Source organism: Desulfoconvexum algidum, assembly GCF_055382125.1.
Genome location: NZ_AP042394.1, coordinates 5,342,916 through 5,355,731, shown reverse-complemented (window position 1 = coordinate 5,355,731; position 12,816 = coordinate 5,342,916). Strand labels below are relative to the sequence as shown.

General features: G+C 47.9%; 12 protein-coding genes. 5 read left to right on the top strand and 7 right to left on the bottom strand.

From position 1 onward, the window contains the following. Window positions 1-24: 24 nt before the first annotated feature. Window positions 25-1,176 (bottom strand): glutamate 5-kinase, encoded by a 1,152-nt coding sequence (gene proB / locus ACZ45G_RS24170; protein ID WP_464173082.1) that lies wholly within the window; start codon window positions 1,174-1,176, stop codon window positions 25-27. A 125-nt stretch (window positions 1,177-1,301) separates the two neighbouring features. Beyond that, entirely contained in the window at window positions 1,302-4,010 is a 2,709-nt protein-coding gene (locus tag ACZ45G_RS24165; RefSeq protein ID WP_464173081.1) for a DEAD/DEAH box helicase, read from the bottom strand. 217 nt (window positions 4,011-4,227) lie between these two features. On the opposite strand from ACZ45G_RS24165, the gene ACZ45G_RS24160 reads away from it, so the two are divergent. Genes ACZ45G_RS24160 through ACZ45G_RS24145 form a run of 4 tightly spaced genes read left to right on the top strand, consistent with a single transcriptional unit; the run spans window position 4,228 to window position 6,173 of the window. Beyond that, complete coding sequence (locus ACZ45G_RS24160) at window positions 4,228-4,725, top strand: YchJ family protein (RefSeq protein WP_464173080.1); 498 nt, start codon at window positions 4,228-4,230, stop codon at window positions 4,723-4,725. Next, the gene (locus ACZ45G_RS24155) at window positions 4,722-5,339 is read left to right on the top strand and encodes a LysE family translocator (RefSeq protein ID WP_464173079.1); all 618 of its coding nucleotides are present in this window, start codon (window positions 4,722-4,724) and stop codon (window positions 5,337-5,339) included. The genes ACZ45G_RS24160 and ACZ45G_RS24155 overlap by 4 nt, the downstream gene beginning before the upstream one ends. A 50-nt stretch (window positions 5,340-5,389) precedes the next feature. Next, window positions 5,390-5,962: a DUF4136 domain-containing protein gene (locus tag ACZ45G_RS24150; protein ID WP_464173078.1), complete on the top strand. Its 573-nt coding sequence runs from the start codon at window positions 5,390-5,392 to the stop codon at window positions 5,960-5,962. Further along, window positions 5,868-6,173 carry a 7TM-DISM domain-containing protein gene (locus ACZ45G_RS24145; RefSeq protein ID WP_464180008.1) on the top strand — a complete coding sequence of 102 codons (306 nt, stop codon included), beginning with the start codon at window positions 5,868-5,870 and terminating at the stop codon, window positions 6,171-6,173. The genes ACZ45G_RS24150 and ACZ45G_RS24145 overlap by 95 nt, the downstream gene beginning before the upstream one ends. Before the next feature lie 274 nt (window positions 6,174-6,447). On the opposite strand, the gene pspC is transcribed toward ACZ45G_RS24145, so the two are convergent. From pspC to pspA, 3 genes are read right to left on the bottom strand one after another with little or no spacing between them, the layout of a single operon-like run. Continuing rightward, window positions 6,448-6,885 (bottom strand): envelope stress response membrane protein PspC, encoded by a 438-nt coding sequence (gene pspC, locus ACZ45G_RS24140; protein ID WP_464173077.1) that lies wholly within the window; start codon window positions 6,883-6,885, stop codon window positions 6,448-6,450. A gap of 18 nt (window positions 6,886-6,903) precedes the next feature. Continuing rightward, window positions 6,904-7,149 carry a phage-shock protein gene (locus ACZ45G_RS24135; RefSeq protein ID WP_464173076.1) on the bottom strand — a complete coding sequence of 82 codons (246 nt, stop codon included), beginning with the start codon at window positions 7,147-7,149 and terminating at the stop codon, window positions 6,904-6,906. 56 nt (window positions 7,150-7,205) lie between these two features. Next, window positions 7,206-7,883, bottom strand: a complete 678-nt coding sequence (gene pspA / locus ACZ45G_RS24130) for a phage shock protein PspA (protein ID WP_464173075.1) — start codon at window positions 7,881-7,883, stop codon at window positions 7,206-7,208. Window positions 7,884-8,097: 214 nt separating this feature from the next. Here pspA and pspF point away from each other — a divergent pair, with 214 nt between their 5' ends. Then, window positions 8,098-9,192 (top strand): phage shock protein operon transcriptional activator, encoded by a 1,095-nt coding sequence (pspF, locus tag ACZ45G_RS24125; RefSeq protein ID WP_464173074.1) that lies wholly within the window; start codon window positions 8,098-8,100, stop codon window positions 9,190-9,192. 74 nt (window positions 9,193-9,266) lie between these two features. On the opposite strand, the gene ACZ45G_RS24120 is transcribed toward pspF, so the two are convergent. After that, entirely contained in the window at window positions 9,267-11,360 is a 2,094-nt protein-coding gene (locus ACZ45G_RS24120; protein WP_464173073.1) for a lytic transglycosylase domain-containing protein, read from the bottom strand. Next, the gene (locus ACZ45G_RS24115; RefSeq protein ID WP_464173072.1) at window positions 11,357-12,667 is read right to left on the bottom strand and encodes a diguanylate cyclase domain-containing protein; all 1,311 of its coding nucleotides are present in this window, start codon (window positions 12,665-12,667) and stop codon (window positions 11,357-11,359) included. The genes ACZ45G_RS24120 and ACZ45G_RS24115 overlap by 4 nt, the downstream gene beginning before the upstream one ends. Window positions 12,668-12,816: the final 149 nt, after the last annotated feature.

Here is a 12,816-nt window from a genome sequence, read left to right as displayed (position 1 = left end):
CGTGTCTCCTTTTGAAGGGGGTGTTTAAAAAGTTAATTCCGTGTCGGCCGTTATCACCAGGTTGTCCCGGTGGATCACTTCATCATAGGACCTGAACCCCAGACGGTCTTTTATCTGGCTGGTCTTACAGCCCATGATCCTAAGAATATCTGCGGCATTGTAGTTGACAAGGCCCATGCCCAGAAGCTGTTTGTTTTCATTTAAAAACTCAACCGGGTCTCCCACATCAAAATAATCTTCCACCCGGGTGATGCCCGAGGGGAGAAGGCTTTTTCCCTGTTTGAGGACGGCGTTCTGGGCGCCGGCATCAATGGTGATCTTTCCCTTGGCCTGGAGGGTGAGGCCGATCCAGTTTTTTCGGGAATTGAGTCGTTCCTCTTTGGGGACAAAATAGGTGCCGATATAGTCATTGTTGAAAATGTCGATCAAGATGTTGGGCGCAAGTCCCGAGGCAATGATCATGGGGATTCCGGCCGAGGTCAGCTTTCTGGCCGCCGTGATTTTGGTGCCCATGCCGCCGGTTCCTAAAGGGCCTGCAATTTTTCCGGCCATGTCATCGATGTGTTTTCCCATATTTGCCACTTGTCTTAGCAGCTGAGCGTCCTCGTGGACCCGGGGATCCTTGTCATAGAGGCCGCCGATATCCGTGAGATTGATCATGAGGTCGGCACCGAGAAGCAGGGTGATCATGGCACCTAGATTGTCATTGTCCCCGAATTGCAGGGATTTGACAGCAACCGTATCGTTTTCATTGATAATGGGTAGTACATTCCATTCCAACAGGGTGTTGATGGTGTTCCGGGCATTGAGATACCGAATCCTGTCACACAGATCCCCCCGGGTCAGCAGAATCTGGGCCACTTTCCGGCCGCAGTGTTCCAGGGATCGTTCCCACTCCCTGATCAGATCTGCCTGGCCAATGGCAGCGACTGCCTGACGTTTGGGGGTTTCCGATGGCCGGCAGGAAAGCCCCAGCTTGGTGACCCCGGCTGCCATGGCCCCGGAGGAGACAAGAATCACCTGGATTCCCCGGTCATGCAAGGCGCAGATTTGATTCGTGATGGCGGTGATGATCGCAAGGTTCAAACGATTGTCTTTGGTTAAAACCCCGCTGCCAACCTTGACCACGATTCGTTTGCCGGCTGAAAGAGGGGGGTGTTTTTTGGGTATTTCCATGTTCATATCTCTATTTAAGTATCTTTATTTAAGTGTTTTTTTGGGGGCACATATTATCGGGTTAGTGGTAAACACCTTAATTTATTTGAATTGAATTTCCTATGCCGAATCGGCCTGAAAGTCAATCAAAATCCCGGCAGTTTGAATTTCATGGTGACTTCCCCTGTCTGGCTGTCAATTTGAACCATTTTTTCCTGGTCCTGGCCTTTCTCCATTTTCTGACCCGTGGCCATTTCCATGAGACCGGCAATGAAGGTCATGCCCGAATTGAGGACGGCTTCAATTTTTTCCGGCGGCTGGCTTGCCAGAATGTTTTCAGAAGACACCCTGTTTTCATGTTGTATGTTTTCATGTTGTATGTTTTCAGGTTGGGTCTTTTCGGGTGGCGTTTCTTTTAGTGGGGTATCTTCCGGAGAATCAATTGCAGGTTGTGCCTCGTTCAAAACTTTTGGGTTCAGGTAGAAGGGGGTGTCCTCGGGGATGTCTTCTGGTTCCGCCGCATCATAGGGGATGGCTTCAGCCTCTTCTCCCATCATTTCCCTGAGCCGGTTGAGCATCTCATTGCGTTTTTCCCGGGAAAACTCCACCGTGTCCGGGCCTTCATCAAACACCCCTTTGAACAGGTCGGTCTTCAGCTGGATCCCTGCCAGGATTCTTTCTTCTATGCTGTTTTTGGCAATGAGGTTGATGACATTGATGCACTGGCTCGCCTGTCCGATGCGGCTGACTCGTCCGATGCGCTGGTTCATTTTTGCCGGGTTCCAGGGCAGTTCAAAATTGACCACGCAGTCGGCGGCCTGGAGGTTTAAGCCCGTGCCCCCGGCATCGGTGGACAAAAAGACCCGGCAGTCTTTATTATGGGTGAATTCATCAATTAGAGCCTGGCGTTTTTTGACGGGTACTTTGCCGGATAATTCCACAAAGGGGATGCCCATGTCGGACAAGTGCCTGGCAATCAAAAAGGTCATGGTGGTCCATTCACTGAAGATGACCATTTTGCGCTGACTCTGGATGACGATTTCATCCAGGATGCTGTCCAGTTCCTTCAGCTTGGGGGAAATATGGGTGTCCCGGTCCACAAGATAGGTGGAATCACAGACCATCCTCATGCGCAGCAGCAGGGTCTGGATTCTTCTCATGTCCATGGGGGTTAAAAATTTTTTATTGAGCAGGGGCACAAGGGACCTGCCATACCCCCCATGCATTTCAAGCTGTTCCTGGGACAGATCAATATAATAGTTGTTCACCACTTCCCGGGGCAGTTCCTTGAGCACCTCTTCTTTTTTTCGCCGGATCAGGAGGGGTTTTAACTTTTCTTTGAGTTTGGCCAGGTTTTTATACCCGGCAATATTGGTTTTTTTATTCCTGGGAATCATAAAATGATCGGCGGCAAATTTCCATAAAGGGGTCAGCAGGTAGGGATCCAGGAACTGGACAATGGAATAAACATCTTCCAATTTGTTTTCCAAAGGTGTGCCCGTAAGGACAATGGCATGTTTTTTGGGCAGGCGCTTAACCGCTTCTGCGGTTTTGGTGGAGAAATTTTTAATGCGCTGGGCTTCATCCAGGATGATGATATCCGGGTTAAACCCCGACAAGATTGTGACATCTCGCAGCACTGCCTCGTAGTTGGTGATTTTGAATAAATTGGGGTCATTGCGATACATGGCCTTGCGCTGGAAGGGATTGCCTTCAATGATGGTGGCCTTTTCCTGAGAGAAGCGTTCGATTTCCCGTTTCCATTGTTCTTTTAAGGAGGCCAGGGTGACCACCAACACCTTTGAAAACCCGAAGATCTTTTTTTTGAGTATTCCTAAAGCAATGGCCTGCAAGGTTTTACCAAGGCCCATCTCATCTCCAATGAGTACCCCTGTTTTTAGCAGTCCAAACTTCACCCCCTCCTTTTGATAGGGGTATAGCTTGGTGTTGAGGGCAAGCTTGGGAATGGCGTCTTGTGTGATCTTATTTAATTGCAGGATCTGGAGGCGGTGGTCCACCCGTTTGAGCAAGTTCTGCCGGATTCTTACCCGTTTGTCACCGTGGAGCTTTGCCATGAGCCCCATGATCAATGCGATGTCCGTTGCAACGAACTGCCCCTGCTCATTAAAATATTTTTTCAAAATAGGTTTCAGATCTTTCATTTCCGCGTCAAGGCGCTGGGAAAAAAGGCGGGGTCCTTCGGACAATGAATCCCAGTAAATGTCTGTATAGGGGAAAATTTCTTTGCTAAGTTGTCGTTTAAATCCCGGCTCTTTTTTTAAAAAGTCGGCCATGAACTGGATATGTTTGCAGGTGCCAAGGCCGTTGGTCAGGTAGTCCGGGCAGGAACAGTGGCCACTCGCTTTTTCCGGATCATGGAGGGTGACGGTGTATTGGCGGCCGCCCTTGTTGGTCACCAGGTGGTCTCCCTTGAACATGTCCCCCCTGCCAGGGGTGAATTTTTCCGACAAGGCTCTTTTCTTTCGGTCTGCCAGGGCCTGGGCCTTGATTTCTGTCCGAGCCAGATAGGGTTCAGCCGGATCCTGAAATAGTTTTTTTGGGGTTTTTTCTCTTGCCAGAAGATCTCCTACGTTTAGGCTGGCCGCCACTACATGGCGGCACCCTTGCCTTGGGTAGGGGCAATTGCAACTGGTTTCCACTTGATCTGCATTAATATGGATACGGGTGGTGTAGTTTCCCAGGGTGCCGTCAAACTCATAGGTGAAGGACTTTTTTGTTAAATCTTTTTGTGACAGAAAATAGGACCCGTGCTCGTAGGTGTTCAGGCCTCTGTAAAAAATAAGCTGGGTGTCGGCAATTTTGTTTTTAATATGGTCTTTGGACAATGTCAGCATGTTTTTTTTCCTTGTGTTTTCGATTAAACTTAAGGGTTTACCCTAATATAGCTTTCCCTTTGTTTCAATGTTTTTTTCATGGGGAACCCCAAAACGGGTAAATAGCGAGTAGAAAAATCCAAACGGCCATGATATAATTTTTTGCTGATGTAAGAATGAAACCCTGGGTTGAAAATGAGATACCGGCTGTGCCGGGCAAAAAAGGGGGGGGGGATCAATGACCGAAGGGCTTTGCTGCTGCCAAAGTGGGAACACGAGTGATACTTGTTGCGGGCCCTACCTTTCGGGGCAGGCCATTCCCGCCACCCCGGAACAGCTGATGCGATCCCGGTATGCCGCTTTTTTCTACAAAAATATGGATTACCTTATTGCCACCCGAGATCCGGATCACCGGGAGGAAAATGACCGGCAATTGCTGGCCGATACCTGTAACACCACCCAATGGCGGGGGCTTGTTGTGGTGAAAACAGATGATTCTCAACTGGACCAGGGGGTTGGGTATGTGGAGTTTGTCGCGTTTTATGAACAGAGGGGCATAGGCCCGCTCCGTGACCTGATCCACGGCCAGATCCACGAAAAGGCCCGGTTTGTGAACAAGGAGGGCCGCTGGGTTTATTGCGACGGGCAGATGCTTCCCCCGGTGGTCTGGGGCCGGAACCAGCCCTGCTGGTGCGGTAGCCATAAAAAATTTAAACGATGCCATGGCGCCCCATGATTTATTATCTTGCCATGGGAAGCCTGCTGGGGGTTTCTGCCGGGATGTCCCCGGGTCCCCTGCTGGCCCTTGTGGTATCGGAAACCCTTGCCCATGACATCCGGGCCGGTATCCGGGTGGCCCTTGCCCCTTTGGTCAGTGATCTGCCCATTGTGCTGTTGACCCTGTTTGTTCTGTCAAAATTGTCCGATTCCCATTCTGTGCTGGGGGGAATTTCCCTTGTGGGCGGTGGGGTGATTTTTTACATGGGGGTCCAGGGGATTCGCACCTCGGGCGTGGTACTGGATATGGAAAAAAAAGCCCCCCGATCCTTAAGCAAAGGGGTGATGGTGAATTTTTTGAGTCCCCATCCCTATCTTTTCTGGATCAGCGTGGGCGCCCCCATCATGGGCCGGGCCATGGCGGTGAATGTCGGGGCGGCCATTTTTTTTGTGGCAGGTTTTTATCTGTTGCTGGTGGGGTCAAAGGTTTCGCTGGCAGTGCTCGTGGGCCGATCCAAATCATTTTTAAAGGGCCGGGTGTATGTGGTCACCATGAAATGCCTGGGGGGGTTGCTTTGCGGTTTGGCGCTTCTCTTGTTCAAAGACGGGCTGGGCCTGCTGGGTTTTTTGTAACTGCTGTAAAAAAAAGAGATTGGTCATTAACAAGTGGCCGGGGGGTGAAAATGAAAAAAAGACATAGTGTGTCTGTTCTTGTCTGTTCTTTATTTGCCATATTTATATTGGGGTGTTCCAGCATAGAGGTCAGTCAAGATTACCAGCCAGATTGGGATTTTGGTAATTTAAAAACATATGCCTGGAAATATAAAGGCCAGGAAAAAACTGGCGATATGAGAATTGATTCGCAATTGCTGGATGATAGAATTCGTAAGGCAACAGAGGAAAAACTACTGGAAAAGGGGTTTACAAAGAGTTCCGGTAAAATCCCTGATTTTCAGATAGTCTATAAATATTCCATTTCACGAAAGATTTATTCCAACCCGGTCAGCACGGGTCTCGGGTTCGGATACGGTCATTATGGCAATCATGGCGCAATCGGTATCAGAACAGGAACACAGATAGATGAATACGATGAGGGGCTCCTGATTATTGATTTTTTAAAACCGGGCAGCGATATTGTTTTATGGAGAGGGAACAGCACGCGTGTGGTTGAAACCCATTCAACCCCTGAAAAAAGAATTCAGGATATCGATCAAACCATTGGGAAAATGCTGGACCAGTTTCCTCCGGGTAAATAAAATCGGTTTTTTGGAGAAAACGGGTTCGCAAGAAATTAATGTCACAAAAAATATTGAATATTTCATGGATAATAAAGGAGCGGTTTCTGAAAAAGAAACTTCTTCGTTGATATTTACTAAAAATATGGAAAAAAATATAGATTTAGGATTGACTGAATCTTTTATATGGCTCCGTTTTCGAGTCAAAAATGACTCGGATATCACAAATTGAGTACTTGAGTTTAACATTCATAAATTTTATACAGTCGAGCTCTATAGTAACCAAAGTGATTAAGTTGACCTAAAATTTGAAGGGATTATCGAAAGGCCCTGACCGGACATCTCTTGGGGAAATATGGAGCTAAAATTGGCGGGGTGTAAACGGTCTCTCTCTTCCACTCAGGCCGGGACTGCTCCCGGCCACCCTTATAAACGCTCGCCCTGGGGTTTTCAGAGAGCCTATTTGCAGCGGTTGATTTTTTGAAATCGTTTTGTCATATGAAGTGTTACAGCTCAAACTCCCGGGAGGTAACCGTGTGTTCCATTCTCTGGATTCTGCGGTCGAGGTTGTCAAATTTGCGCTTGACCCGCTGGATGGCAGATTCCCTGGAATTTGTATAGGACTGATAAAATGCCTGATCTTCATCATTTTCAAGGGGGATGACAGGTCCCATCTTCAGGAGCAGCCCGGCAACAATGTACAATACCCCCACAGGCCAGAATCCGGTGAATAAAAAGAGAAGAAAGACAATCATTCTCGTCCAGAAGACACTGAAATGAAAGTGTTCTGCTATCCCCCGGCAGACCCCCATGAGGATGCCCTGCCGTGAGCGGTAGACCCTGTTGGTGGGGGTGATCGCATCCACCTGGTTTCGGAAATGGCCGTATTGGGTGCGGTATCTGTCAAAGCCTCTGCGCCCTTTGTTTTTATGATGGTATCTCATTTTTTGAGTTTCCTTTTTTTATATGTCTTTTCTCTGACGTTCAATCAAAATGGTTTCAAGTGCTTCTATCCGCTCTTCCATTTTAGACAGCCCGTTGAAAATATCCTGGATCATTTTGGTTTCATCGGCATGGGTCTGCTTGTCTTTCTTTGAGATGCCGCCGGTTTTGGCAGCCCGGATGATGCCGATGAGAATTAATCCAAGTGTGGCAATCAGGAGGATGGCCCCGCCGATAAAGAACCCTACGAACATTATGCCATGCATTATAGTGTCACTCCTCTCAGGTGTGTGTGATCAAAAAAAGTCATTGAATTTATACCCTAGGTTGTAGCATCATTTTTAGAGGAATGGGAGGACTTTAAATCATGGAGTTGCTGTTCGATTTCATCGTCGGATGCCAACCCTTCAAATTCTTCCTCAAGGGTGGTTTTGCGTCCGAAATTGACCAGGTCTGCCTCGGCTTCCAACCGTTCAATCTGGGATTCTATTTCATCAAATTTTTGCATGACCTCGGCAGAATCCACCCGTCGGATCTCCTGCTGGGCTTTCTTTTTCCGTTGGGCCCGGATATGACGCTGGACCAGCATTCGCTGTTTGTCCCGGGCAGATTTGAGTTTGGTCTCAAGTTCCTGGATATCATCCCGGTACTGCTCCACAATCACCCCTAATTCCATGTGCTCTTCATCCACCGTATCAACTCTCTGGGTGAACCGTCTTTTTTCCAGAAGGGCCTGGCGGGCCAGATCGTCTCTTCCCTTGGCCACTGCCAGTTCTGCTTTTTCTTTCCAGAATAATTGCCTGTCCTTTGTTTCTTCCAGGAGCCGTTGAACTTTTTTCTGACTGGCAATGGTGTTGGCACAGGAGGACTTGATTTCGATGAGGGTGTCTTCCATTTCCCGGATCATGAGCTTGATGAGTTTTTCAGGATCTTCTGCTTTGTCCAGCATGGCATTGATGTTTGATGAAACAATATCGCTAAAGCGTGTAAAAATTCCCATGTGTTTTCTCCTTATTGGGTTGTTATCTGATAGGCTCAACATGAAAACATTAATAGCAGAAAGTGTGCCAGGGCGAATGATTTAAAAAAACGGTTGTTATTTCAATGGGTTGTTCGCTTGACCGGGAGATGGTTTTGTGGTATTATTGATCAATAAATGGTTTTATTACTATTTTATGGTTATATTAACCAAAAAAATTATCCCGGGAGGCGGTATGGATTTTTCGAGTCAGGATGGCGGGGAAGGGGGGCATGTTTCCATGTCCGAAGCCCTGGGTCAGTCCGAGGCATTTATTGAATTTCAGGAGCAAATTTCCCAGGTGGCGCCTATAGACCGGCCGGTTTTAATCCTGGGAGAGCGGGGGACGGGCAAGGAACTGGCCGCCGCCCGAGTCCATTTTTTATCCAAACGCTGGCAAAAACCCATGGTGACCTTAAATTGTGCCGCCCTGACCCCCACCCTGATCGGGTCTGAGTTGTTCGGGTATGAAAAAGGGGCCTTTACCGGTGCCACGGTTCGCCAGGTAGGCCGATTTGAACAGGCGGACGACGGGACCCTTTTTCTGGATGAAATCGGCACCATCCCCATGGAGGTCCAGGAAAAGATCCTTCGGGTGGTGGAATACGGGGCCTTTGAACGGGTGGGATCCTCCCGGCCAGTGCAGGTGGATGTCCGGATTGTGGCTGCCACCAACGTGGATTTGTCCAGGCTGGCAGACCTGGGCAGGTTTAAACAGGATCTTTTGGACCGGCTCTCCTTTGAGGTGATTTATGCCCCGCCCTTGCGGTATCGAACCGAAGATATCCTTTTGCTGGCCAATCATTTTGCCGGAAGGATGGCCTATGAACTGGACTGGGAAGAGCTGCCGCACCTCACCCCCGGGGCTGTTAAAACCCTTGAGTCCTATCCCTGGCCCGGCAATGTCCGGGAATTAAAAAATGTGATTGAACGGGCTGTGTACAAATCGCCTTCCCACAGGATTGGAGAGATTTCCTTTGATCCCTTTCAATCTCGCTATGGGGAGGGGTTGGGCACAGGCCCTACAAGGCCGGGCCTTGTAGGGCCGGATGCTCTGGCGCTGGATCCAGGGTGTGATGTTTCACGCTCGGCTCAAGGGCCAGGGCAAATGGACATCATGACAGCTCTTTTTGAAAAACCCCTGAAGGAATCCATCCGGGCCCTGGAATTTCACAGGCTTTGTGCTGCCCTGTCCGCCTGCCAGTATAATCAGAAAAAAGCCGCCGCCTCGTTGGGGATTTCCTATGACCAGTTCAGGGGTTTAAAGAAAAAGTATGGGCCAGATTTATGATAAATTTCCAGGAACAGGTGCTGCAAAGATGGGGATGCGGTTCCTCGGGGTTTCCAATGCTATGAAAAAAAGGTTTATTGAATCTCAAAATTTCTAGGACTACTGACAATGGGATAGTGGATTGTTTGCCGGAGCTGTAATTTGCTAAAATCCATGACAGGGTTGTATTTTTTCAGCAGCCACAGAGGGATTTCCAGCTTATTGAGGCATAGGAGCCAGATGGTATCCCCGCGCTTTATTTCATAGGTGCCCACACCTGTAATGGAAAAGGATTCAAAAAAATCTTCTTCCATTTCCTTGTGATATTCGTACCTGAGCTCCTCAAAGCGTTCCAAATCTTTTGGGCCCAGGGGTATTTTAATTTTTTGGTCAATGGAAATCGTTTGGCCATAGGGAAATTGGTTTAAGACACGGATTTTCTGGGTGGGGATTTGGAGCCAGTCTGCATAGTGGCCCAGGGTTTCCTCCGGGTCCACCCGGATAACTCCCACCAGTTGATTTGATTGGGTAAAGGTTTTTTTGATTTTAAGGTCGCTTGTGACAATTGCAAGGTTGATCGTTGGTTCCTTGGAAATTGGTTTTGCCACGGCTTCCGGGCTGTCAGGCAAGGGGGAGACAACTGCAGCGGTTGGGTCGGGTGCAGTTTTTGTCATTAATTTTTCCCGAGGCAAGGGCAGTGGTGGTGTTTCTTTTTGAGGAGAAGGCAAAACCGTATCGGTGTGTGTCTTTGGTGGCAGCGGTGTTTTTGCCGTTTTCTTTATTGGGTTGTAATCCTTTGGTTTTGCAAGGGCCAGTTTTTCAGGGAGAATCACTTCTCCCTGGACGGGAATCCTCAGGTTCTGGCCGATATAGATGGTGGCACGGCGGCTCAGACCATTTGCCAGAATCAGTGCATTTAAGGGGACAGAGTGGGTCCTGGCAATGTTGCCTGCTGTATCGCCCTTTTGGACCATATGGAATTTGCTGGGTTTTTGTCTGGCCTGGTACAGATCTGTTGTCACCCGGGCAATGGTTTTATGGAGGACCTGGGCGGGCAGGCGGAGCTCAAATCCTTTTGGGATGTGTTTGCGGCCGTCAAATACCGGGCTTCTCAAGGAGGGGTTCAATTTTTTGATTGTCTGGATGTCCAGATTCAGACCCTGGGCCAGGGCCTTGGCTGGCAGATAACCCTTGGTGGTATACCGGGTCACGTGAACCGGTTTTTGAAGGGGGATGTCTCCAAAATAGGTTTTATGATTTTTGGCCACCTGCCGGGCCGCCAGAAACTCAGAATAAAAATTTCGTGAGGCGAACCTAAAGGAGCGTCCCTGGTAAGTGTTAAAGATCTTTTCATAGCCGCCTTTTTGTTTCTGGGCCCGGAGCATTCCGTTGACCCCATGGTTATAAGCGGTAAGGGCCAGGGGCCATTGTCCTAGCTTTGCATAATTTCTTTTTAAAAGTCTGGCCGCTGCCTGGGTTGAGATGTAGGGGTCCCTTCTCTGGTCCACAACATACCCTATTTCCATATACATCCTTCCGGTTCCCCGGGTAAACTGCCAGATGCCGGCAGCACCGAATTTTGAATAGGCTGTAAAATCAAAGGAAGATTCCACACAGGGCAGGTAGGCCAGGTCAATGGGGAGGCCATGGGAGGCAAATATTTGTTTGAATTGATCAATCACGGCACCGGACCGTATCAGGCCCTCCTTAAAATGCTGACTCAGTCCGGTCTGGCATCGCAGCACATGGGCTGCCTGTTTAAAGTCTCGGGGACTGGCTTTTTTGCCAAACAATTGGACCACTTGTTTTTCTTTTGGGGTGGCAGGTGGCTTTCCTGCTGCAAGGGCCAGCAGGATTCTTTTATATTTTTTCTGGACAGCTTCTTTCTTTTTTTTGTTTCGTTTGGACGCTGTCCTTGTCTGTGACGGGTCCAGGCGGATTACTTCGTATATCCTGTTCAGATGTCGGGCGTCATGGATGACGCCCTGGGATCGGGTATAGCGGGTAAACATGTCTATCCAGAATGCCACATTGGGTTCAATGGAGGGGTAAACAGGAAAGGTTTCAACCTCCGTTTTTTCAAGGTTCCGGGTTGATGAATGGGATGGAGAAACTGCCAATAGTGAAAGTCCAATTGCCATGGCGATGAAGATACCTGTGATAAATAAATGTCTTGTGGAAAACTTCATACACTCCCTTGAATGTTTTTCAGCGTTTTTCCGATGCATTGGTTCCTGCCTCCCTCTTTAGCCTCGTATAATGCTTTGTCAGCAAGGGCAATAAGATCTTTAGCAGACGTGTTACGTCCTGGCAGGGCGGAGGCGATGCCAAGACTCAGGGTTACATATTTTTCTATTGCAGAGTTTTTATGGTCTATTTTAAGGTTTCTTACGGAGGTTCGAACCCGTTCTGCAACCGTTGTTGCACCTTTCAAATCTGTATTTGGCAAGATGAGAACAAACTCTTCGCCACCATACCGTGCAACCAGATCGCTGGAACGGCTGCAACAGTCATGGATGGCCCGGGCAACTTGCTGAAGGCATTCATCCCCTGCCTGATGCCCATAGGCATCATTATAATATTTAAAAAAATCTATATCACACATAATCACAGCGAATTTATTTTTTTCTCGGAGGTGTCGCCTCCATTCCGAGGCAAGATATTCATCAAATCTTCTTCGATTGGGTATTTGGGTCAGGCCATCTACCCCGGAAAGGATCTTAAGTTGTTCATTGGCTTTTTCCAATGCCTGTTCCGTCCGGACTGTTGCGCTGATATCAATTGAAAATCCGTTAAATCCATCTGTTCGGCCAAATTTATTCCGGGTGGTTTTTGCATAGCATAATGCCCAGAGATAGGAATTATCCTTTCTTTTCAATCGGCACCTGAAACTGACAATCTGATCTGCTTCAAAAATATTGAACATAAATTCTTCGGCTTTTTCCTGATCAAAAAAAACCTGGGCTGCAAAATCTTTCACCTGACTCACAACCGTATCTGATGATTCATGGCCAAGCATCCATGCATATTCGGAATTTGCCATGGTTATGTTGCCGTCCAAGTTAACATGGTACATACCAATGGGGGCAACTCCGAATATTTCTTCAATCTGCTGTTTTTTTTGTTTAAGGTCTGTTTCGTCTTTTGATTTATCTGAAAGGTTGGCTACTAATAGGGCAATCCCCAGTTTTTTCGCCTGTAAATTTATGATGGGTGCATAGGTGATATCACACAAGATTTTTTGTCCATGTCCATTTTCATGGGAAATAGTCATCATTCCTGCCCGGGTGCACTGAATCAAGGTTTCTTTGTTGACGGGAATCAGTTCATCTAAAAAACGCCCCAAGGCCTCGTTCTCCGAATGTCTGAACAGATCTGTTGCCCCTTGGTTCCATGCGGATACGCGTAAATCCATATCGGCCTCAATATGGGCCATACGGGCATATCCCATTAGATTTCCCAGAGCAAGTATTCTGTCAATCAGTTTTATATTCATGGCAATTTTTTAAAAATTTAGGTTGATTATGGAGACAATCCTATGAATTATTCTGGTGTTTAACAAGAAAAATCTCACTAAATTTTAATTTTGTGTTTATTTATAGGGGCATCGGGCCGGGATAAAATACTGTTCTGGCATTGGCTGCA